Source organism: Achromobacter sp. 1012554356, from assembly GCF_059760815.1.
In genome coordinates, this window is the sequence record NZ_JCBANC010000027.1 from 24,120 (window position 1) to 45,815 (window position 21,696).

The 21,696-nt window shown below is 66.8% G+C and carries 16 protein-coding genes; 7 read left to right on the forward strand and 9 right to left on the reverse strand.

The window, feature by feature from the left end:
- Window positions 1–21 precede the first annotated feature (21 nt).
- The 4 genes from AC6LJW_RS15550 (at window position 22) to fabI (ending at window position 5,605) form a co-directional block, all read left to right on the forward strand.
- Window positions 22–2,631 (forward strand): DUF3141 domain-containing protein, encoded by a 2,610-nt coding sequence (locus tag AC6LJW_RS15550; protein WP_498087722.1) that lies wholly within the window; start codon window positions 22–24, stop codon window positions 2,629–2,631.
- Window positions 2,632–2,636: 5 nt separating this feature from the next.
- Window positions 2,637–3,581 (forward strand): phosphate acetyltransferase, encoded by a 945-nt coding sequence (locus AC6LJW_RS15555; protein ID WP_056570963.1) that lies wholly within the window; start codon window positions 2,637–2,639, stop codon window positions 3,579–3,581.
- 69 nt (window positions 3,582–3,650) lie between these two features.
- A complete protein-coding gene (locus tag AC6LJW_RS15560) occupies window positions 3,651–4,835 on the forward strand; it encodes an acetate/propionate family kinase (protein ID WP_056570965.1) in 1,185 nt (394 codons plus the stop codon).
- Complete coding sequence (fabI, locus tag AC6LJW_RS15565) at window positions 4,832–5,605, forward strand: enoyl-ACP reductase FabI (protein ID WP_498087723.1); 774 nt, start codon at window positions 4,832–4,834, stop codon at window positions 5,603–5,605. The genes AC6LJW_RS15560 and fabI overlap by 4 nt, the downstream gene beginning before the upstream one ends.
- Before the next feature lie 33 nt (window positions 5,606–5,638).
- Here fabI and AC6LJW_RS15570 read toward each other — a convergent pair whose 3' ends face one another.
- The 4 genes from AC6LJW_RS15570 to tkt all read right to left on the reverse strand — a co-directional run bounded on the left by AC6LJW_RS15570 (window position 5,639) and on the right by tkt (window position 12,039).
- On the reverse strand, window positions 5,639–7,327 hold the full coding sequence (locus AC6LJW_RS15570; RefSeq protein WP_200949482.1) for a SulP family inorganic anion transporter: 1,689 nt from the start codon (window positions 7,325–7,327) through the stop codon (window positions 5,639–5,641).
- Window positions 7,328–7,686: 359 nt separating this feature from the next.
- The gene (locus tag AC6LJW_RS15575; protein ID WP_498087724.1) at window positions 7,687–8,883 is read right to left on the reverse strand and encodes a phosphoglycerate kinase; all 1,197 of its coding nucleotides are present in this window, start codon (window positions 8,881–8,883) and stop codon (window positions 7,687–7,689) included.
- 93 nt (window positions 8,884–8,976) lie between these two features.
- The gene (gene gap / locus AC6LJW_RS15580) at window positions 8,977–9,987 is read right to left on the reverse strand and encodes a type I glyceraldehyde-3-phosphate dehydrogenase (RefSeq protein WP_056570971.1); all 1,011 of its coding nucleotides are present in this window, start codon (window positions 9,985–9,987) and stop codon (window positions 8,977–8,979) included.
- 15 nt (window positions 9,988–10,002) lie between these two features.
- A complete protein-coding gene (gene tkt, locus AC6LJW_RS15585) occupies window positions 10,003–12,039 on the reverse strand; it encodes a transketolase (protein WP_056570973.1) in 2,037 nt (678 codons plus the stop codon).
- A gap of 205 nt (window positions 12,040–12,244) precedes the next feature.
- On the opposite strand from tkt, the gene AC6LJW_RS15590 reads away from it, so the two are divergent.
- The gene (locus AC6LJW_RS15590; protein ID WP_056570975.1) at window positions 12,245–12,976 is read left to right on the forward strand and encodes a 16S rRNA (uracil(1498)-N(3))-methyltransferase; all 732 of its coding nucleotides are present in this window, start codon (window positions 12,245–12,247) and stop codon (window positions 12,974–12,976) included.
- Between the two features lies 1 nt (window position 12,977).
- Here AC6LJW_RS15590 and AC6LJW_RS15595 read toward each other — a convergent pair whose 3' ends face one another.
- The 4 genes from AC6LJW_RS15595 to AC6LJW_RS15610 all read right to left on the reverse strand — a co-directional run bounded on the left by AC6LJW_RS15595 (window position 12,978) and on the right by AC6LJW_RS15610 (window position 17,978).
- The gene (locus AC6LJW_RS15595; RefSeq protein WP_056570977.1) at window positions 12,978–13,445 is read right to left on the reverse strand and encodes a barstar family protein; all 468 of its coding nucleotides are present in this window, start codon (window positions 13,443–13,445) and stop codon (window positions 12,978–12,980) included.
- Window positions 13,442–14,671, reverse strand: coding sequence for a patatin-like phospholipase family protein (locus tag AC6LJW_RS15600; protein WP_235512334.1), 1,230 nt, complete (start codon window positions 14,669–14,671; stop codon window positions 13,442–13,444). The genes AC6LJW_RS15595 and AC6LJW_RS15600 overlap by 4 nt, the downstream gene beginning before the upstream one ends.
- Window positions 14,652–16,940: an NADP-dependent malic enzyme gene (locus AC6LJW_RS15605; protein WP_498087725.1), complete on the reverse strand. Its 2,289-nt coding sequence runs from the start codon at window positions 16,938–16,940 to the stop codon at window positions 14,652–14,654. The genes AC6LJW_RS15600 and AC6LJW_RS15605 overlap by 20 nt, the downstream gene beginning before the upstream one ends.
- A gap of 132 nt (window positions 16,941–17,072) precedes the next feature.
- On the reverse strand, window positions 17,073–17,978 hold the full coding sequence (locus AC6LJW_RS15610; protein WP_498087726.1) for an FAD-binding protein: 906 nt from the start codon (window positions 17,976–17,978) through the stop codon (window positions 17,073–17,075).
- Window positions 17,979–18,021: 43 nt separating this feature from the next.
- Between AC6LJW_RS15610 and AC6LJW_RS15615 the strand changes: the two genes are divergently transcribed.
- Complete coding sequence (locus AC6LJW_RS15615) at window positions 18,022–19,182, forward strand: pyridoxal phosphate-dependent aminotransferase (protein WP_498087727.1); 1,161 nt, start codon at window positions 18,022–18,024, stop codon at window positions 19,180–19,182.
- A gap of 56 nt (window positions 19,183–19,238) precedes the next feature.
- On the opposite strand, the gene AC6LJW_RS15620 is transcribed toward AC6LJW_RS15615, so the two are convergent.
- The gene (locus AC6LJW_RS15620; protein WP_056571636.1) at window positions 19,239–20,057 is read right to left on the reverse strand and encodes a lytic transglycosylase domain-containing protein; all 819 of its coding nucleotides are present in this window, start codon (window positions 20,055–20,057) and stop codon (window positions 19,239–19,241) included.
- Window positions 20,058–20,138: 81 nt separating this feature from the next.
- Here AC6LJW_RS15620 and ubiD point away from each other — a divergent pair, with 81 nt between their 5' ends.
- Complete coding sequence (ubiD, locus tag AC6LJW_RS15625; protein ID WP_056571639.1) at window positions 20,139–21,683, forward strand: 4-hydroxy-3-polyprenylbenzoate decarboxylase; 1,545 nt, start codon at window positions 20,139–20,141, stop codon at window positions 21,681–21,683.
- The last annotated feature ends 13 nt before the right edge of the window (window positions 21,684–21,696 follow it).

Genomic DNA, 21,696 nt, shown 5'->3' on the forward strand with positions numbered 1-21,696 from the left:
AGCTCATTACAGGAGATCGCCATGGCCGGATCCGGCACCGATCACATGCTCGCCCCGTCCCTCAACCCCTGGACGGCCGCCTACGAATACGCGGTGGACGCCTGGCAACGCGGCGTGCTTTATGCGGACGTGATGCGCCAGCGCGGCAACCAATATCACGATCACATGGCCAAGCGCGCGCCCAACGTGCTCAGCATGGAATTCGAGCTGGTGCTGGATGGCCGCGAGCTGCCCCGCCCCGTCAATTACGGCCTCTTGCGGATCACGCCGCCGGCCGGCGTGGAAACGGACCCGATCAAGCGCCCCTTCCTGGTGGTGGACCCGCGCGCGGGCCACGGCCCGGGCATCGGCGGCTTCAAGCCTGAAAGCGAAATCGGCGTGGCCGTGCGCGCGGGGCATCCCTGCTACTTCGCGACGTTCCTGCCGCAGCCCATGCCCACCCAGACCGTCGAAGACGTGATGATGGCCGAGGCGCGCTTTCTGGAAGAAATCATTGCGCTGCACCCGGATGCCGAGGGCAAGCCCGTCGTCGTGGCCAATTGCCAGGCGGGCTGGCAGATCATGATGACCGCGGCGGTGCGCCCTGAACTGTTCGGGCCGATCATCGTCGCTGGCGCGCCGCTGTCCTACTGGGCGGGCTGGCGCGGCATGAATCCCATGCGCTACGCGGGCGGCCTGCTGGGCGGAAGCTGGCTCACGGCCATGACCAGCGACCTGGGCAACGGCAAGTTCGACGGCGCCTGGCTGGTGCAGAACTTCGAGAACCTCAATCCCGCCAACACCCTGTGGTCCAAGCAGTACAACCTGTACGCCAAGGTCGACACCGAGGCCGACCGCTACCTGAGCTTTGAAAAATGGTGGGGCGGCCACGTCTTCCTGAACGGGCCCGAGATCCAATACATCGTCGACAACCTGTTCGTGGGCAACCGTCTGGCCACCGCGGGCCTGGTGACCTCCGACGGCATCCGCATCGACCTGCGCAACATCCGCTCGCCCATCGTGGTGTTCTGCTCCAAGGGCGACAACATCACCCCGCCCCCGCAGGCGCTGGGCTGGATTCCCGATCTGTACCAGAACGAAGCCGAAGTCCTGGCCCACGGCCAGACCATCGTCTACGCCATCCACGAAAGCATCGGCCACCTGGGCATCTTCGTGTCCGGCAGCGTGGCGCGCAAGGAACACCAGGAATTCACCTCCAACATCGACATGATCGATGTGCTGCCGCCGGGCATCTACCAGGCCGAAATCGCCGACAAGACGCCCGACACGCCCAACGCCGATCTGGCTTTCGGCAACTACGTGCTGTCCTTCGAACAGCGCAAGCTGGACGACGTGCGCGCCATTGTTGACCGCAAGGAAGAAGATGACCAACGCTTTGCCGCGGTGGCCCGCATCTCCGACATCAATCTGGGCATGTACCGCAGCTTCGTGCAGCCCTGGCTGCGCGCCATGGTCACGCCGCAATCGGCCGAGTGGATGCAGCGCATGCACCCGCTGCGCCTGCCCTACGAACTGATCTCCGACCGCAATCCGCTCATCGCCCCCATCGCCAAGGTCGCCGAACAGGTGCGCGAGAACCGCCAGCAGGCCGCGCCCGCCAATCCGTTCGTGGTGGCGCAAGAGATGTTCTCGAACTGGATCGAGACCAGCCTGAACATCTGGCAGGAATTGCGCGATTCGGCCGACGAGCGCACCTTCATGAGCGTCTACGGATCGCCCGTGGTGCAGGATCTGGCCGGCCTGGGCGCCAAGTCCGGCCCGCCCCGCAGGCACCCCGGCGTCTCGCCGGAGCATCGCCGCTTCATGGAAGACCGCGCCGCTGAACTGCGTTCCATGCTGCAGGAAGGCGGACTGCGCGTGGCCGCGATCCGCATGCTGCTGTACGTGTCCGGCGCCGAGGGCGGCCTGGACGAGCGCAGTTTCGCGCTGATCCGCAAGATGCGCGCCGAAGCCGACAACGCGCTGACGCTGGAAGCGTTCAAGGACGTTATCCGCGAACAGGCCCTGATGATGACGCTGGATTCGGACGCCGCCATCCAGGCCATGCCCCGCCTTCTGGAAGACTCGACGGCCGCCGAAATCCGCGCCAGCCTGGTCGCGATGAAGGGCGTCCTGGAAGCGGCCGAGCCGCTGAGCGACGCGGCGCGCGAAAGTCTGAACGAAATGGAGCGCATCTTCGAAGCCGCCGAACGCCGCGCGCAACGGCGCAAGCAAGGCCAGGCGCCTGCGGCATCGCGCGGCGCCGCCGCCGCGAAGGCCGTCTATCCAGTCCAGGATCTGGTCGACTTGGCCGCCCAGGTGCCCGCCAAGACCGCCCGGCCGCATCCTGACGCAGCGGGAAAGGCCGTCAATGAGGCGGAGCCGCCCAAGAAGGCGCCGCCGTCGGCATCGAAGGCCGCGACGAAGGCCGCATCGAAAGCCGCGCCCAACGCCGCGTCGAAAGCGGCATCGAAGTCCCCGGCAAGGCACGCCGCCAAAACGGCAAAGCCGGCGGCCAATGGCGCCGCCAAGGCAGCGTCGAAGCCCGCTTCGAAGTCCGCATCCAAGTCCGCCTCCAAGTCCGGCGCGGACGCGACCCCGGCCAAAGCGCCCGCCAAGCGCGCCGCCGCCCGTCAACCCGCCAAGGCCTGAGACCCATGAGCCTCCCCACGTCCACGCACTACGACAAACTCATCGCGCGCGCGCAAACGCTGGAGGCGGCCCCGTGCGCGATCGCCCATCCTTGCGATGAACCGTCGCTGTCGGCCGCGCTGGAAGCGCGCGATCTGGGCCTGCTGCGGCCCATCCTGGTCGGACCCGAAGGCAAGATCCGCGACACGGCCGAGCAGTTCAAGCTGAACCTGGGCGACGCCCGCATCGTGGACGCGCCGCACAGCCATGCGGCCGCGGAAACCGCCGTGGCGCTGGTGCGCAGCGGCGAGGCCTCCCTGCTGATGAAGGGCAGCCTGCACACCGACGAGCTGATGCACGAGGTCGTGGCGCGCGCCACCGGCCTGCGCAGCGGCCGGCGCATCAGCCATGTGTTCATCATGGAAGTGCCGACCTACGCCGAGCCGCTCTTCATCACCGATGCGGCCATCAACATCTTTCCGGACCTCGAAACCAAGGCCGACATCATCCGCAACGTGATCGACCTGCATCACGGACTGGGGTTGGGCGAACCGCGCGTGGCGATCCTGTCGGCGGTCGAACAGGTCACCCCCAGCATCCCCAGCACCATCGAGGCAGCCGCCCTGTGCAAGATGGCCGACCGCGGCCAGATCGCGGGCGGCGTGCTGGACGGCCCGCTGGCGCTGGACAACGCGATCAGCCCCGACGCCGCGCGCATCAAGGGCATCCGCTCGCCCGTGGCCGGCGTGGCCCAGGTGCTGGTGGTGCCCGATCTGGAAGCCGGCAACATGCTGGCCAAGAACCTGACCTTTCTCGCCAACGCCGAGGCGGCCGGCATCGTGCTGGGCGCACGCGTGCCGATCATTCTGACCAGCCGCGCCGACAGCCCGCGTTCGCGCCTGGCGTCTTGCGCGGTGGCGGCGATCTACGCCAACTACCTTGCCCAGCAGCAGGCCAGACCGCTGGCCTGACAACCGTCAGCCCCCGGCCCGCCCTCGCGGGCCTTCGCGCGACTTGTCTCAACGTGGAAGCACACCGCCATGAGCGACACCATCCTCGTCATCAACGCCGGCAGTTCCAGCATCAAGTTCTACCTTTACGACATCGCCGACAAGCATGAACTGGCGCCCCGGCTGGGCGGCCAGCTTGAAGGCATCGGCACCACGCATCCGCGCCTGCGGGTGCGCGACGCGGCGGGAGAGACGCTGGTCGAGCGCGACATCGCGCCCAGCCACGCCCCCGACGTGCCCAACGCGCAGGAAGTCGTCGGTACATGGCTGAGCGGCCACCTGGGCGGCGCGCCGCTGGCGGTGGGGCATCGCGTGGTTCACGGCGGGCCGGATCTGTCCGAGCCGGTGCTGATCGACGACGATATTCTGGCCCGGCTTGAAACGTTCACGCCGCTCGCACCGCTGCACCAACCCAACAACCTGGCGCCGATCCGCGTCATCCGCGAACGACGGCCGTGGATTCCGCAGGTCGCGTGCTTTGACACGGCGTTCCATCGCAGCCATTCCGACGTCGCCGACCGCTATGCGCTGCCCGAGCGCCTGTATCTGGAAGGCGTGCGCCGCTATGGCTTTCATGGGCTGTCCTACGAGTACATCGCACAGCGCCTGAAGCAGACGCTGCCCGACATCGCGATGGGCAAGATCGTCGTCGCCCATCTGGGCTCCGGCGTATCGGCCTGCGTCATGCACCAAGGCAGGAGCGTGGACAGCACCATGGGCTTTACCGCGCTGGAAGGCCTGCCGATGGGTACCCGCCCCGGCCGTCTGGACCCCGGCGTGGTGCTCTGGATGATGGAACAGGGCATGAGCCACGACGAGATCGAGCACATGCTGTATCACGACTGCGGCATGAAAGGCCTGTCGGGCATCAGCAACGACATGCGCGAACTGCTGGCCAGCAATGCGCCGTCGGCCAAGCTGGCGCTGAAATACTTCGCGTGGCGCGTGGCCGAAGGCATGGTCGGCCTGGGCTGCGCGACGAACGGCATCGACGGCATCGTCTTCACGGCGGGCGTCGGCGAGAACTCCGCCGAGATCCGCCAGGCGATCAGCGACCACTGGGGCTGGCTGGGCATCAAACTTGACCCCGAGCGCAACGCCCGCCACGGGCCACGCATCTCGACCGACGACAGCCGCATCGGCGTCTACGTGGTGCGCACGAACGAAGAATTGGTCATTGCTCAGCACACGCTCGCCCTCGTGAGGCAGCGATGAGCGCGCATCTGCCGCTGGCCGGCAAGCGCGGGCTGGTGACCGGCATCGCCAATGCCGACTCCATCGCGTGGGGCTGCGCCAAGGCGTTTCGCGCCATGGGCGCCGAACTGGCGGTCACCTACCTGAACGACAAGGCCCTGCCGCACGTGGCGCCGTTGGCGCAGCAGGTTGAAGCGCCATTGCTGATGCCCATGAACCTGCTGAACGACGGCGAGCTGGAGGCCGTCTTCAGCCGTATCACGGACGAATGGGGCGCGCTGGATTTCGTGCTGCATTCGGTGGCGTTCGCGCCGCGCGACGATCTGCACGGGCGGGTCACGGACTGCTCGCGCGCGGGCTTTCTGCAGGCGATGGACGTGTCGTGCTGGTCCTTCATCCGCATGGCCAAGCTGGCCGAGCCGCTGATGCGCAATGGCGGCGCCCTCTTCTGCATGAGCTACTACGGCTCGCAGATGGTGGTCGAGCACTACAACATGATGGGCCCGGTCAAGGCCGCCCTGGAATCCGCCGCGCGCTATCTGGCGGCCGAGCTGGGTCCGCAGGGCATCCGCGTGCACGCGATTTCGCCGGGACCGCTGAAGACCCGTGCGGCGTCCGGCATCGCGGAATTCGACACGATGCTGGACCGCGCGCAGGCCAAGGCGCCGGCGCGCAGCCTGGTGTCGATTGACGATGTGGGCGAAGCGACTGCGTGGCTGGCCACGGATGCGGCGCGGCTGATGACGGGGCAGACGCTGTACATCGACGGCGGGTATCACATCATTGATTGACGCGGGGTGTCAGACACCCCCGTCATTGGAAGGTCAGGCCAGCGTCGCCGGCCCGCCCTGGCGCCAGCGCTCGATGGCGTCGACCGCCTGTTCCGGGCTGCCGAAGATTCTGTCCGGTCCGATCTTTTTGACCAGGCCCGAACGCTGCAGCGCCTCGCGGAACTTGCCGTGGCCGCCAGCCACCAGCAGCGTGATGCCGCGCTCGTCCAGATTGCGCTTCAGTTCATATAGCGCCTCAACAGCGTCGGCATCGGCCTGCGTCATGGCTTCGGCGTCCAGCAAGAACCAGCGCACGTCGCCCGCCTGCTCGATGATTTCGCGGGCGCGGCGCCGGAACGCGTCCGCGTTGAAGAACCAGACCGAGGATTCGAAGAGCCAGATCACGGCGCCCGGCACCGGCTTGGCTTCGGGATTCAGGTGCAGCTTGCCCAGCACGGTTTCTCCGGGCAGTCTGCCCAGCAGCGCATCGCGGGGATTGCCGGACACGTACATGGCGTAGAGCAGCGTCGCGCCCACCGAGACGGCCACGCCTTGCAACACGCCGAATCCCACCACGCCCACGGCCGCCAGCACGCCGAACGCGAGCTCGATCCGCGAGATGCGCGCCAACCGCTTGAACGCCTGCCAATCGAACAGGCTGGCCGCAGCCAGCAGCAGAATGGCCGACAGCGCAAACTGCGGCAGCCAGTACAGCGGTGCGCTCAACAAGCCCACCACCACGGCCAGCGCGGCGGCCGCGCTGATGCTGACCAGCGGCGACGAGCCTCCTGCCACCAGCCCGACCGCGGTGCGCGAGTCCGCGCCCGTCACGACATAGCCCTGGAACAGCCCGGCCGCCACGTTGGCCGCGCCGAAGCCCACGAGCTCGCGATTCGGATCCACGTGTTCGCCCGTGCGCGCCGCAAAGCTGCGCGCGGTCACGATGCCGCTGGAAAAGCTGACAACCAGGACGCCCGCCGCGCCCAGCAGAATGCCGTCCACGCCTTGCAGGCTGACCGGCAGATTGAACGACGGCAACCCGGCCGGCACGTCGCCCACGACCGCGATGCCCAGCGCCGGGAAATTGAACAGCCACGACAGCAGGCAGGTCGCGACGACCAGCAGGATGGGCCCGGGCCACGACGGCCGCCAGCGCTTGACCGCCACCAGAAAGACGCACGACGCCAGCCCCAGGAACAGCGTCGGCATCCGGATCTCGGACAGGCGATGCGACAGCTCCATGAACGGATGAATGAGGCCGCTGTTGCGCAGCCCCACGCCCGTCAGACCGCTTAACTGCGACATGGCCAGCGTGATCGCCACACCGGCCATGTAGCCGATCAGCACCGGCCGCGACAGCAGATTGGCCAGCACGCCCAGCCGCAAGACACGCGCGATAAGGCAGCCCACACCCACGGTCAGCGCAATGCTGGTGGCGCCGAGCAGGCGCGATTCGGGCGTGGTCAGCGCCATGCCGGTCAGCGTGGCGGCAATGAGGGTGCAGGTGGCGGTGTCGGGACCCACGATGAGGGTGCGCGACGAACCGAAGAACGCATACGCCAGCATGCCGGCAATGGCTGCCCACAGGCCAGCGACGGGCGGCACGCCCATCATCGCGGAATAGGCCAGCCCCACCGGCAGCGCCACGGCGGCAACGCTCAGCCCCGCCATGATGTCGCGCCGCGCCGATTCACGCGTGATGCCCTGGAAGTTGGCCAGGCCTGGAATAAAGCGGAGATTCATGGTGCAGCGAGACGATCACAAGTGAATTCCCGCGAGCGGCGGGATGACCGCCCAAGCCTACACCAACCCCAAGCCAAGCGGCGCGCGACGAATCAAGGCGGCCGATGCGGGTGTCTGGCGTCTGAGCTGTGGCCCGGTGTCAGACACCCGTGCAGCACCCGTTCGATCTGGGCGTCCAGCGCATAAGGGTGTCAGACACCTGGAGCGAAGGTGTCTGACACCCCTGCGCCAGCCCCAGGCATGCCGGCAGCGTGCCGCGGGTGTCTGACACCCGTCCCACCATGACGGAATCTGACGCCCGAAAACGTCAGACGCCCGCCGCACGCCGCCCCTTCGCAGGACGGCGTGTACGGCCGGAATCACCCCGCCGCGCGGGCTTCCAGCACGGCCACGGCGGGCAGGGTCTTGCCTTCCAGGAATTCCAGGAATGCGCCGCCGCCCGTCGAGATGTAGCCGACCTGCTCGCCAATCTTGTACTTGGCGATGGCGGCCAGGGTGTCGCCGCCGCCGGCGATCGAGAAGCCGTCGGAGTCGGCAATCGCGCGCGCCACCACTTCGGTGCCGTTGGCGAACTGATCGAATTCGAACACGCCTACCGGACCGTTCCAGACGATCGTGCCCGCCTGCTTCAGGATGCCAGCCAGTTGTTCGGCGGTCTTGGGGCCAATGTCCAGGATCATGTCGTCGTCGGCCACGTCGGTGGCTGCCTTGACGGTGGCCTCGGCGTCGGCGCCGAACGACTTGGCGCACACCACGTCAACGGGGATCGGCACGGCCGCGCCGCGCTTTTTCATGATGTCGATGACGGCGCGGGCCTGATCGACCTGGTCGGGCTCGGCCAGCGACTTGCCGATGGACAGGCCGGCGGCCAGCATGAACGTGTTGGCGATGCCGCCGCCCACCACCAGCTGGTCGACCTTGTCGGCCAGCGATTGCAGGATGGACAGCTTGGTCGACACCTTCGAGCCGCCCACGATGGCGACCAGCGGGCGCTTGGGTTCGTGCAGGGCACGGCCCAGGGCGTCGAGTTCGGCTTCCAGCAGCGGGCCGGCGCAGGCCACGGTGGCAAAGCGCGCGATGCCGTGGGTGGTGGCTTCGGCGCGGTGCGCCGTGCCGAAGGCGTCGTTGACGTAGACGTCGCACAGCGCGGCCATCTTCTTGGCCAGCGCCTCGTCGTCCTTCTTTTCGCCGACGTTCACGCGGCAGTTTTCCAGCAGCACGACCTGGCCGTGATCGACCTTCACGCCATCGACCCAGTCGCGCACCAGCGGCACGGGCATGCCGAGCAGTTCGGACAGGCGCTGGCCGACCTTGGCAAGCGAATCGGCGTCGGTCAGCACGCCTTCTTTGGGGCGGCCCAGGTGGGACGTGACCATCACGGCGGCGCCGGCGTCCAGCGCCAGGCGAATGCCGGGCACCGAGGCGCGGATGCGGGTGTCTTCGCTGATGCGGCCGGCGTCATCGAACGGAACGTTGAGGTCGGCGCGGATGAACACGCGCTTGCCGGACAGCGCGCCGGCCTTGGCCAGCGCGGACAAAGTTTTGACCTTGGACATATTTGGATTCCTTCGGTAGGCGAACAAAGGGGACGAACCCATTTTCCGCATTGGCGGAAAACAAATCCGTCCCCTTATGAACTGGCGGAGTGCTTACTTGGCCGACATCAGCGCGACGGTGGTGTCGAGCATGCGGTTCGAGAAGCCCCACTCGTTGTCGTACCAGGACGAGACCTTGACCAGGCGGCCCGAGACCTTGGTCAGCGACGCGTCAACGGTGCTGGAGGCCGGGTTGTGGTTGTAGTCGACCGAGACCAGGGGTTCGGTGTTGTAGTCCAGGATGCCCTTGAGCTCGCCTTCCGAGGCGGCCTTCAGGATGCTGTTCACTTCTTCGGCGGTCGTGTCGCGGCTGGCCACGAACGACAGGTCGACCAGCGACACGTTGATGGTCGGAACGCGGATGGCGTAGCCGTCCAGCTTGCCGTTCAGTTCCGGCAGGACCAGGCCCACGGCGGCGGCAGCGCCGGTCTTCGTGGGGATCATGCTCATCGTGGCCGAACGCGCGCGGCGCAGGTCTTCGTGGTAGACGTCGGTCAGGACCTGGTCGTTGGTGTAGGCGTGAACGGTAGTCATCAGGCCGTTTTCCAGACCCAGCTTGTCGTTCAGCGGCTTGACCAGCGGGGCCAGGCAGTTGGTGGTGCACGACGCGTTGGAAATGACGGTGTCCGTCGACTTCAGCACGCCGTGGTTGACGCCGTAGACGATGGTGGCGTCGACATCCTTGCCGCCGGGGGCCGAGATGATGACCTTTTTGGCGCCGCCCTTGATGTGCGCGCCGGCCTTTTCCTTGGTGGTGAAGAAGCCCGTGCATTCCAGCACGACGTCGACCTTCAGGTCGCCCCACGGCAGTTCAGCCGGGTTGCGGTTGGCCAGCACGCGGATCTTGTCGCCGTTGACGACCATGAACTCGCCGTCGACTTCGACGGTGCCCGGGAACTTGCCGTGGGCGGTGTCGTAGCGCGTCAGGTGCGCGTTCGTCTTGGGATCGCCCAGGTCATTGATGGCGACGATTTCGATATCGTGCTTCTTGCCACCTTCGTAGTGGGCACGCAGGATGTTGCGGCCGATGCGACCGTAACCGTTGATGGCGACGCGAATGGTCATGACTAAGCTCCTTTTTTACAAAACTTGCTTGACGGTCTCGGCCACCTTGTCGGCGGTCAGCCCGAAGAACTTGAACAGTGCGCCGGCCGGTGCGGACTCGCCGTAGCGGTCGATGCCGACCACGGCGCCCTCCAGGCCCACGTACTTGTGCCAGAAGGCGGTGACGCCGGCTTCAACAGCCACGCGCGGCAGGCCCTTGGGCAGCACGGATTGCTTCCAGGCGGCGTCCTGCTTGTCGAAGACGTCGGTGCTGGGCATGGATACCACGCGCACGGCGATGCCTTCCTTGGCCAGCTGCGCCTGGGCGTCCAGGGCGATGGCGACTTCGGAGCCGGTGGCGATGATGACAGCGCGGGCACCTTCGGCGTCGCGCAGCACGTAGCCGCCGCGAGCGATGGCGTCGACCGTGGCCGCGTCGCGCGGCACGAACGGCAGGTTCTGGCGGGACAGCAACAGGGCCGTCGGGCCGCCGTCATGCACGTCCATGCCGATGCTGGCCGGACGCGTCACGGCGGCGTTCCAGGCCACGGCGGTCTCGGCCGTATCGCAAGGACGCCACAGCGACAGGTTGGGAATGAGGCGCAGGCTGGCCGCGTGCTCGATCGACTGGTGGGTCGGGCCGTCTTCGCCCAGGCCGATGGAGTCGTGGGTGAACACGTGGACGACGCGCTGCTTCATCAGCGCGGCCATGCGGATGGCGTTGCGCGAGTAGTCGGAGAACGTCAGGAACGTGCCGCCGAACGGCAGGTAGCCGCCGTGCAGCGCGATGCCGTTCATGATGGCGGCCATGCCGAATTCGCGCACGCCGTAGTTGATGTGGCGGCCGAGCTGGATGCCCTTGTCGCCGGCGCGGACGGCGGCAACGCCCTTCCAGTCGGTGAAGTTGGAACCGGTCAGGTCGGCCGAGCCGCCCAGCATTTCCGGCAGCAACGGCGCCATCGCGGCGATCGCGAATTGCGAGGCCTTGCGGGTGGCGACGGTTTCGCCCTTTTCAAGGGTGGCGGAGAGGAAGGCCTTGAACTGATCGGCGTAGCCGGCGGGCATTTCGCCCTTCATGCGGCGCGTGAATTCAGCGGCCTCGGCGGGGAATTCTGCGGCGTAGGCGTCGAAACGCTTTTGCCATTCGGCCTGGGATTCGGCGCCCTGCTTGCGGCCATCCCAGCCGTCGTAGACGTCTTGCGGAATCTGGAAGGGTTCCGACGACCAGCCCAGCGCGGTGCGCGTGGCGGCGATCTCGTCCTTGCCCAGCGGCGCACCGTGCACGTTGTGCGTGCCGGCCATGTTGGGCGAACCCTTGCCGATCACGGTGCGGCACACGATCAGCGTGGGCTTGTCCGACTGCGAACGCGCGGCCTTGATGGCGGCGTCCACGGCGGCGACGTCATGGCCGTCCACGCCGCGGACGACGTTCCAGCCGTAGCCTTCGAAGCGCTTGGCGGTGTCGTCGGCGAACCAGTGTTCCACATGGCCGTCGATGGAGATGCCGTTGTCGTCGTACAGCACGACCAGCTTGCCGAGCTTGAGCGTGCCGGCCAGCGAGCACACTTCATGCGAGATGCCTTCCATCAGGCAGCCGTCGCCGGTGAACGCGTAGGTGTGGTGATCGACGAGCGTGTGGCCCGGCTTGTTGAATTCGGCGGCGAGCAGCGCTTCGGCCAGCGCCATGCCCACGGCATTGCCCAGACCCTGGCCCAGCGGGCCGGTGGTCGTTTCCACGCCGGGGGTGATGCCCACTTCGGGGTGGCCCGGCGTCTTGGAATGCAGCTGGCGGAAATTCTTGATTTCCTCGATCGGCAGGTCGTAGCCCGTCAGGTGCAGCAGGGCGTAGATCAGCATCGAACCGTGGCCGTTGGACAGCACGAAGCGGTCGCGGTTGGCCCAGGCGGGATCTTTGGGATTGTGGCGCAGGTTGCCGGCCCACAAGGCTTGGGCGATTTCCGCCATGCCCATGGGAGCACCCGGATGCCCGGAGTTCGCTTGTTGCACGGCATCCATCGCGAGGGCGCGGATGGCATCCGCCAAGGCAAGTTTAGGGGCGGTCGGATTGCTCATTCGGAAGGCTCTTTGAAACCGGCGCGCCTACAGAGGAAATAGGGCCGGTTGAGTAGGTTGCGAAGCAGGTGATTTTAGCATCAGGGGATTTCCCGGAGGCCATCGGCCGGATGCCCTATGTAATCGCGGGTTTCCAGAGGAATCGGCAGGGAGTGGTAGGCTACGCGAACTCGTCAGTCCCCACCCATTTCGAAGCCCGATTACCATGCCCGCCCCCCGTTTCCATTGCGACGTCCCGCTGGCCGCCGGCGCCCGCATCGCCCTGCCCGACGCCCTTGCCCATCACGCCCTGCGCGTGCTGCGCCTGCGGGCCGGCGAGGCCATCACCCTGTTCAATGGCCAGGGCGGCGAGTACCCGGCCGTGCTGGACGTCGAGGGCAAGGCGGGCTTTGCCCAGCTTGGCGACTTCAATCCCCGCGAGGCCGAACTCGGCGGGCGCATCATCCTGGCCCAGGGACTGCCGTCGGGCGACAAGATGGATTGGGTGGTGGAAAAGGCCGTGGAACTGGGCGCGGCCCGGGTCAGCCCGATCGCCGCGCAGCGCAGCGTGCTCCAGTTGTCGGGCCCGCGCCTGGAAAAGCGCGTCGCGCACTGGCAGCGCATTGCGCAATCGGCAGCCGAACAATGCGGCCGCAACCGGCTGATGACCGTGGACGCGCCGCTGACGCTGGAAGCCTGGCTGGCGCAACCCGCCGAGGGGCTGCGCGTGCTGTGCCATCCCGAGGCCGATCAAGACCTGGCCGCCACCCTGCAAGGCGCGCCGGATCAGGCGGCCATCACCCTGCTGGTCGGCCCGGAAGGCGGCTGGTCGGACAAGGAATTGGAAGCGGCCCGCAAGGCGGGTGTGCAGGCCGTGCGCTTTGGCCCCCGGGTGCTGCGCACCGAGACGGCCGGTCTGGCGCTGTTATCGGCGATCAGCGCGCTGCGCGGGTGGTAGGTCAGTCGTTTTCGCCGTAGGGCGCGGCAGCCACGCCGGGCTCGGGTTCAGGGTGCGCGCCAGCGTGCTCGATGACATACGCGAACACGCGGCCATTTTCGTGCGCGAAATCCGCCGCGTCGGAGCACACGGTTTCGATGCGGCCGGCGTCTTCTTCAAGCGCCGGATCGCCGGAGTGCAGGCGGTACAGCCACAGCACCACACCGGATTTGTGATCCAGCACCGTGTCGCACAGGCAGTCGTAGAGGGCGTCAAGGTTGCCGCCGAAGTATTCGGGAAAATCCACCGCCTTGACGATGGCACGCAAGACCGCCGAGCGGCTGCGGCACGGGTCGCAATTGGCAACAAACAAGGACAGGCCAAGTTCGTGCGCGGCGTCCACCACGGCTTTCTTGTCGAGCCCGTCGTGAGCCAGCGCTCCGCCGCGCATCAGCTGCCGCTGCAAAGTAGATTGGCCATTGCGCGTCATGCCTGTGCCTCCCTGAAAAAGGCGATCACTTCGTCGTTACGTCGCATCGTATCGGCATAACCCAGTTCGATCAATCGCTTGGTGTAGCCGGCTTCGAACAGGAGGTAGGACATCAGCGCCCCGCCCCCCGGACGGTTTGGATCGGACGATACACCGAGTACGCGGAAAAGCGCACGCGCCTGTGCGGGCATATCGTGCAAATGTTCGAGCGCCATCAAATCCAGCGACTGGCTGGGCGTGATCGTCAACACCTCGATACGCCGCACGGTGGGCGGCCCGCCGTTCGGGTCCGCGTGGTCCATCAGGTAGTTGATGCGCTCCAGGCGCTCGACATCCGCCGACAAACCATCCAGGAAGATGCTCGACAGCGCATGCCCACCCACCTGCGCCAGCGACGGATACGGCGGCGAGGCTTCTCGGTTTTCGGGATGGGTGTCATCGCGGTAGCCCGTGCCGATCACCATGACGCGGTGCGCGCCCAGGTGGATCGCCGGACTGATGGGCGCGAGCTGGCGCATCGAGCCGTCGCCGCACCATTCGCCCTTGCCATGCACCTGCACCTGGCGCGCCGGAAACACGAAGGGAATGGCCGACGACGCCATCAGGTGTTCGATGCCGATGGGCGTGGGGATCGCCAGCCGCAGATAGCGGTGCCAGGGTTCGATCGGCGTATTCGCCTGGTAAAACGTCAAGTGCTCGCCGCTGGTGTAGCCCGACGCAGTGATGGCCAGCGCGGACAGCGAACCGCTCTCCAGGTTGGCGCGCAGATTGCTGAAGTCCAGCACGCGCTCCAGCAGCCCCTGCATCGGAGTGTTGTCGAGCAGCGAATGCGGGCGCTTGCGCGTCAAGCCGGAATACATCCAGCCCAGCGACAAGAGGCCCAGCCACCGCACGCCGGTGCGGATCAGGCCGGGCGCGTCGGCCCGGTAGATCATGTCGGTGTTCAGCGACGACCAGAGGCGGCGGATGCGCCGCACGCCCAGATGGGGCCGGTCGGCGCGGCAGGCCAGCGCGGCGGCGTTGATGGCGCCGGCGGACGTGCCGCAGATGATGTCGAAGGGGTTCTGGAACCGGGAATGCCAGTCCGGGTCCAGCAGCTCCATGATGGCGCTGAGCACCCCGACCTGATAGGCGGCACGCGCGCCGCCGCCCGTCAGGACCAGGCCGGTGGGCGTGCGTGGGCACGCCCTGCCGGCCGGCTTGACTTCAACGTGGCGTATTGACATCGACCACCGTCATCGCGGTCATGTTGACGATGCGGCGCACGGTGGAGCTGGAGGTCAGGATGTGCACGGGGGCATTGGCGCCCAGCAGGAACGGACCCACCGCGACGTTGCCGCCCGCCGCTGTCTTGAGCAGGTTGTAGGCGATGTTGCCCGAGTCGACGTTCGGGCACACCAGCAGGTTGGCTTCGCCCTTGAGCGTGGACGACGGCAGGATGCGCATGCGCAGCGCCTCGTCCAAGGCGCAGTCGCCGTGCATCTCGCCGTCGATCTCCAGCTCGGGATCCATCTGGCGTACCAGTTCCAGCGCGCGGCGCATCTTGGCGCCCGACGCCGAGCTGCCCGAGCCGAAATTGCTGCGCGACAGCAACGCGGCCTTGGGCGCCAGGTACATCCGGCGCATCTCGCGCGCGGCGGCCACGGTAAATTCCGCGATCTGTTCAGCGGTGGGCTCATCGTTCACATGCGTGTCCACCAGCACCACCGTGCGCTCGTTGAGCAGCAGGATGTTCATGGCGGCATACACGTTGTGGCCCGGGCGGCGGCCGATCACCTCGTCCACGAAACGCAGGTGGTCGTGGTAGGCGCCAACAGAGCCGCAGACCATGCCGTCGGCATCGCCCAGGTGCACCATCATCGCGCCGATCAGCGTCATGCGGCGGCGCATTTCCACGCGCGCCATTTCCTTGGTGATGCCGCGGCGGCACATGCGTTCCCAGTAGGTCGTCCAATACTGATGGAAGCGCTCGTCGTATTCGGGGTTGGTGACTTCGACGTCCTCGCCCAGGCGCAGGCGCAGGCCGAGCTTTTCGATGCGGGTCAGCAGCACCGACGGACGGCCCACCAGGATCGGGCGAGCCAGGCCTTCGTCCACCACCACCTGCACCGCGCGCAGCACGCGTTCGTCCTCGCCTTCCGCGAACACGATGCGCGCCGGACCGCCTTCGCGCACGATGCGCTTGGCCGCCGAGAACAGCGGCTTCATGAACGCGCCCGAGTGGTACACGAACTGCTGCAGTTGCTCTTCGTACGCTTCCAGGTCCGCCAGCGGACGCGTGGCGACGCCACCTTCCATTGCAGCCTTGGCCACGGCCGGCGCGATGCGCACGATGAGGCGCGGATCGAACGGCTTGGGGATCAGGTATTCGGGACCAAACGAAATATCGAACGTGCCATAGGCGGCCGCCACGACTTCGTTCTGTTCTTCCTCGGCCAGTTCGGCAATGGCGTACACCGCCGCCTTTTCCATTTCGCGCGTGATGGTCGTGGCGCCCACGTCCAGCGCACCGCGGAAGATGTACGGGAAGCACAGCACGTTGTTGACCTGGTTCGGATAGTCCGAACGGCCCGTGGCCATCACCACATCGTCGCGCACGCCGTGCGCCACTTCCGGCAGGATTTCCGGCGTGGGGTTGGCCAGCGCCAGGATCAGCGGACGCGAGCCCATGGCGGCGACCATTTCCGGCTTGAGCACGCCGCCGGCCGACAGGCCCAGGAACACGTCGGCGCCGGGAATCACCTCGGCCAGCTTGCGGGCGTCGGTCTTTTGCGCAAAGCGCGCCTTGTCCGGGTCCATCAGCGTGGTGCGGCCTTCGTAGACCACGCCTTCAATGTCGGTCACCCAGATGTTTTCCAGCGGCAGGCCCAGATCGACCATCAGGTCCAGGCAAGCCAGCGCCGCAGCGCCCGCGCCGGACGTGACGACCTTGACCTGTTTGATGTCCTTGCCCACGACCTTCAGGCCGTTGATGAAGGCCGCCGACACACAGATCGCCGTGCCGTGCTGGTCGTCGTGAAAGACCGGGATCTTCATGCGTTCGCGCAGCTTGCGCTCGACGGTGAAGCATTCCGGGGCCTTGATGTCTTCAAGATTGATGCCGCCGAAGGTGGCTTCCAGGCCGGCGATGATCTCGACCAGTTTGTCCGGGTCGGTCTCGTTGATTTCGATGTCAAAGACGTCCAGCCCGGCGAACTTCTTGAACAGCACCGCCTTGCCTTCCATGACCGGCTTGGAGGCCAGCGCGCCGATGTTGCCCAGGCCCAGCACCGCGGTGCCGTTGGTGATGACGCCCACCAGATTGCCGCGGGCCGTGTAACGGAACACGTTGGCGGGATCCGCCACGATTTCCTCACAGGCCGCCGCCACCCCGGGCGAGTACGCCAGCGCCAGGTCGCGCTGGTTCGTCAGTTGCTTGGTCGGCGTGACCGAGATTTTGCCGGGGCGCCCGTGCTCGTGATATTCAAGGGCGGCTTTGCGAAGGTTGGCATCCATAGGTCGGCTACTGGCTAGAGTGTGTGACACGAAAGAGGGAGGAATTCTATTCCCATGACAGGCCGCGCGATACGCGGACCTGCGTCTTTCTTGAGGTCGAGCGCCGGAATCTTACAGCACGCTGAACGATTGTCAGACTTCGGGCCACCGGATTTCGGGGAAGCAGCCGTCGGGGTCGAACTGGGTTTTGACACGTCCGTCCAGACGCACAGTCGCCAATCCCGGGGCGGCCAGGGTGGGCCCGGCCCCGCCTTCGGCCTGGCGGTCGTCGCCGGGCGGCACGTCAATCAGCACCGCGCCCTGCAGCCAGGCCAGCGTGCCGCCATGGCCCAGCAGCAATTGCGCGAGGTTGACGGTGCCCGGCGCCACGGGCTTGAGCGCGTCCAGCCGGTAGCGGCCCAGCCAGTGATAGCCGTCGTTGGTGGCGAACGCATCGCCGCCGGACGCCAGCTGGAACAGCGCGGGCACAAGGCGCTGCACGGTGGCTGATCGCAGCGGCTGCACGTCGGTTTCGCCGAACGCGCCCAGCGTCTCCTCAACGCCATCGGCCAGCAGCACGTCCGCCGCCATGAGGCCCGAGGCCGCGCAATGGCCCGCCGGCCAGGGCGCCGGGGCCGCCACCCATTGGGCCAGCGTCATGTCGCCCGGCAGCCCGGCGAACTGCCGCAACCCCGCGCGGGCCAGCTCGGCCAGCGTCACGCCCGGCTGCGCGCGCCACTGCGCCACGTCGCCGTCCAGGCGCGTCAATTCGGTCAACAACACGGGATCCACCCGCAGGCGCGGTCGGGCGGAGGGCGAAAAGGGCCCCTCCGCCCCTTCCAGTTCCAGCGTCACGCGGTATTCCGCGCACAGCTTGCGCGCCTGGACGACGTCCGCCTCGGACGCGGGCGTGAGAATGGCGCACGTGCCGTCCGCCCCGCCCTCGCCCAGGTCGCGGACCTTGCCGTGGCATACCAGCGCCAGGCGTTGCACGAAGGCTGCCCACGGCGTCTGGACGGGCCGCCGGCCCATGAGAAAGGCGCGCCGGGATGGCTGCATGACTACAATTCCTTTTTTGCTAGATGACGCTTTCGAGATTCCGATGCCCCGCCTCGCTACCCGCACTCACGATTTCCTGACGTTCCAGGTGATGGAACTGTTCAAGCAGGCGCAGGCGCTGCAGGCGGCCGGACGAGACATTATCAGCCTGGGCATCGGCGAACCGGACTTTACCGCGCCCCCTCAGGTGGTGGAAGCGCTGGACCGCGCCGCGCGCGCCGGCCTCAGCGGCTATAGCCCGGGCGCGGGCATCGCCCCGCTGCGCGAAGCCATCGCGCAGTTCTACCGTGACCAGTTCGGCGCCGCCATCGACCCGCGCCGCGTCATTGTGACCGCAGGCGCCTCGGGCGCCCTGACGCTGGCCTGCGCGGCGCTGGTGAACACCGGCGGCGAAGTGCTGATGCCCGATCCGTCCTATCCCGCCAACAGCAATTTCGTGCTGGCCGCCGGCGGCGTGCCGCGCCTGATTCCCAGCGCGGCGGCAAAGCGCTTCCAGTTGTCCGCCGACGACGTCGCGCGGCACTGGACGCCCGCCACGCAGGGCGTGATGGTGGCTTCGCCCAGCAATCCCACCGGCACGTCCATCGCCCACGGCGAGCTGACCGAGCTGCTGGCGCAGGTCCGTGCACGCGAAGGCTTTGCCATCGTCGACGAAATCTACCTGGGGCTGTCCTATGACGGCCAGCCGCGCTCGGCACTGACGTTGGACGACGATGTCATCGTCATCAACAGCTTTTCCAAGTACTTCCACATGACGGGCTGGCGCCTGGGCTGGATGATCGTGCCCGACGACATGGTCGCGCCGGTGGAAAAGATCGCCTCCAGCCTGGCGATCTGCGCGCCCACGCTGGCCCAGCACGCCGCGCTGGCCTGCTTCACGCCCGCCGCGCTGAAGATCTTCGAACACCGCCGCGAGGCCTTCAAGCAGCGCCGCGACTACCTGCTGCCGGAATTCGAGCGCCTGGGCATCGACGTGCCGGTCAAGCCGGACGGCGCCTTCTATATCTATGCCGATATCAGCAACCTGGGCATGGACAGCGCCGCGTTCTCGCAGCGCCTGTTGCTGGAAGCCGGCGTGGCCGCCGTGCCGGGCCTGGACTTCGGACCCGCGCATGCGGCGCACACGATGCGGTTTTCGTATGCCACGGGCCTGGATCGCCTGGAAGAGGCGGTGGCCCGGATGGGCGTGCTGCTGCAACGCTGACCCAATGAAAAGGCGCGCCCTTGCGGAGCGCGCCTGTTGGCAAAGGGGGACCGGGATCAATCGCGCGCCAGCGCGATGCCCGATGCCAGCGCCAGGCGCCGGCGTTCCGCCTGCACCTTCGCGCCGTAGCCGTTGTCGTCCGGCCCGGTGGACCCGACGTAACACGCCAGGCCGCCGTCCACGGAACCGCGGCGGTTGATGCAGTCGCGCAGGATCGTGGCGCCCACGCCGATGTTGGCGGCGGGGTCCAGCGGGTTCTTGCCAACCGCATCAAACTTGTCCTGATGCACGCTGGTCATGACCTGCATCAGGCCCTGCGCGCCCACATGGCTTTCGGCCAGCGGGTTGTAGCGCGATTCGATGGCGATCACGGCCAGGACCAGCAAGGGATCAAGCTGCTTTTCGCGGCTGACCTTGTACACGGTGTTCAGCAGCGGACCGGTCGCGTCATAGGCAACCTTGTACTTGCGCGAGATATAGTTGCGCAGTGCTTCGGCCTGCGGTCCGGTGGCCGCCGAAGCGGTCTTCTTAGGCGCGGGCGGCGCAACACGGGCCGGACCCAGCATGCCGGTGGCGTTGCTGGCGGGTGTAGTGGGTACGGCCATGGCAATTGCCGACGACGTGTCGGCACCCAGTTCGGAGCCGGCTTCGGATTCGGAGCTGGCCTGCATGGATGAAGGCGCAAGGGCGGTCAACAAGGCTTTGTGCACTTGCAATGCCTGGTCGCGCAAACCAGGCAGGGCGAATCCCATGCTTACCGTCACAATGACCGCGATGCCCAGATAGACAGAGCAAATGCGCAGGGATTCGGCAAGATATTGGTGCACTCCTTGGGCCATGTTCCTGAACAGGCTGGCCACTGACGCATCGGGCATAAAACCTCCTGCGTGAAAAAGAGGGAGTCAATGTTAACCTCTCTTTGAACCTGAAATGTAACCAAATCGCTGGGATCTGTAGTGAAATACCGCGACCTTAGAGACTTCATCGCCCAACTTGAACGCATGGGCGAGCTCAAACGCATTGCCGCGCCGGTGTCGACGCAGCTTGAAATGACGGAGATTTCCGACCGCGTGCTGCGGGCCGAAGGCCCCGCCCTGCTGTTCGAAAACGCCCGCCACAATGGCCAGCCCGCGCAGATGCCGGTGCTGGCCAATCTGTTCGGCACGCCTGCCCGCGTGGCGCGCGGCATGGGCGCCGACAACGTCAGCGCGCTGCGCGACATCGGCGAACTGCTGGCCTCGCTGCGCGAGCCCGAAGCGCCCAAGGGCCTGCGCGACGCGCTGGCCAAGGTGTCGATGCTGAAGTCGGCGCTGTGGGACATGAGCCCCAAGAACGTCAAAAGCCCCGCCTGCCAGGAAATCGTCTGGGAAGGCAACGACGTAGACCTGAACCGGCTGCCCATCCAGACCTGCTGGCCGGGCGACGTGGCGCCGCTTTTGACCTGGGGCCTGGTCATCACGCGCGGGCCCAACGCCAAGCGCCAGAACCTGGGCATCTACCGCCAGCAATTGCTGGGACCGAACAAGCTCATCATGCGGTGGCTGTCGCACCGCGGCGGCGCACTCGATTTCCGCGACCACGCGATCGCCAACCCGGGCACGCCCTTCCCCATCGCCGTGGCGTTGGGCGCCGATCCGGCCACCACGCTGGGCGCCGTCACACCGGTGCCGGACAGCCTGTCCGAATACCAGTTTGCGGGTCTGCTGCGCGGCTCGCGCACCGAGGTCGCGCAGGCGCTGGGCAGCAACCTGTCCGTGCCGGCCTGGGCCGAGATCGTGCTGGAAGGCCATCTGCTGCCGTCGTCAGACCCGCGCGCCATCAAGCCCGTGGTGCCCGAAGGCGTCAATCCGCCGCCCGACACCGGCTACGAAATGGCGCTGGAAGGCCCGTACGGCGACCACACCGGTTACTACAACGAGAAGGACTGGTTCCCGGTCTTCACGGTCGAGCGCATCACGATGCGCCGCAACCCCATCTATCACTCCACTTACACCGGCAAGCCGCCCGACGAGCCCGCCGTGCTGGGCGTGGCGCTAAACGAGGTCTTCGTGCCGCTGCTGCGCCGCCAGTTGCCGGAGATCGTGGATTTCTACCTGCCGCCCGAAGGCTGCAGCTACCGCCTGGCTGTGGTGTCGATCCGCAAGCAGTACGCGGGCCACGCCAAGCGTGTCATGTTCGGCCTGTGGAGCATTCTGCGCCAGTTCATGTACACCAAGTTCATCGTGGTCGTGGACGAGGACATCAATCCGCGCGACTGGAAGGAAGTGGTCTGGGCGATGACCACCCGCATGGACCCGGTGCGCGACACGCTGCTGGTCGAAAACACCCCGATCGACTACCTGGATTTCGCCTCGCCGGTGTCCGGCCTGGGCGGCAAGATGGGACTGGACGCCACCAACAAGTGGCCGGGCGAAACGAATCGTGAATGGGGTACGCCCATCACGATGGACGCCGACGTGAAGAAACGCGTGGACGATATGTGGGGGCAGTTGGGCCTGTAGCCATTGGCCTCTT

Excerpts from the sequence above, each read along its gene's own strand:
- AC6LJW_RS15550 (WP_498087722.1), top strand. The coding sequence starts at position 22 with ATGGCCGGATCCGGCACCGATCACATGCTCGCCCCGTCCCTCAACCCC.
- AC6LJW_RS15555 (WP_056570963.1), top strand. The coding sequence starts at position 2,637 with ATGAGCCTCCCCACGTCCACGCACTACGACAAACTCATCGCGCGCGCG.
- AC6LJW_RS15560 (WP_056570965.1), top strand. The coding sequence starts at position 3,651 with ATGAGCGACACCATCCTCGTCATCAACGCCGGCAGTTCCAGCATCAAG.
- fabI (WP_498087723.1), top strand. The coding sequence starts at position 4,832 with ATGAGCGCGCATCTGCCGCTGGCCGGCAAGCGCGGGCTGGTGACCGGC.
- AC6LJW_RS15570 (WP_200949482.1), bottom strand. The coding sequence starts at position 7,327 with ATGAATCTCCGCTTTATTCCAGGCCTGGCCAACTTCCAGGGCATCACG.
- AC6LJW_RS15575 (WP_498087724.1), bottom strand. The coding sequence starts at position 8,883 with ATGTCCAAGGTCAAAACTTTGTCCGCGCTGGCCAAGGCCGGCGCGCTG.
- gap (WP_056570971.1), bottom strand. The coding sequence starts at position 9,987 with ATGACCATTCGCGTCGCCATCAACGGTTACGGTCGCATCGGCCGCAAC.
- tkt (WP_056570973.1), bottom strand. The coding sequence starts at position 12,039 with ATGAGCAATCCGACCGCCCCTAAACTTGCCTTGGCGGATGCCATCCGC.
- AC6LJW_RS15590 (WP_056570975.1), top strand. The coding sequence starts at position 12,245 with ATGCCCGCCCCCCGTTTCCATTGCGACGTCCCGCTGGCCGCCGGCGCC.
- AC6LJW_RS15595 (WP_056570977.1), bottom strand. The coding sequence starts at position 13,445 with ATGACGCGCAATGGCCAATCTACTTTGCAGCGGCAGCTGATGCGCGGC.
- AC6LJW_RS15600 (WP_235512334.1), bottom strand. The coding sequence starts at position 14,671 with ATGTCAATACGCCACGTTGAAGTCAAGCCGGCCGGCAGGGCGTGCCCA.
- AC6LJW_RS15605 (WP_498087725.1), bottom strand. The coding sequence starts at position 16,940 with ATGGATGCCAACCTTCGCAAAGCCGCCCTTGAATATCACGAGCACGGG.
- AC6LJW_RS15610 (WP_498087726.1), bottom strand. The coding sequence starts at position 17,978 with ATGCAGCCATCCCGGCGCGCCTTTCTCATGGGCCGGCGGCCCGTCCAG.
- AC6LJW_RS15615 (WP_498087727.1), top strand. The coding sequence starts at position 18,022 with ATGCCCCGCCTCGCTACCCGCACTCACGATTTCCTGACGTTCCAGGTG.
- AC6LJW_RS15620 (WP_056571636.1), bottom strand. The coding sequence starts at position 20,057 with ATGCCCGATGCGTCAGTGGCCAGCCTGTTCAGGAACATGGCCCAAGGA.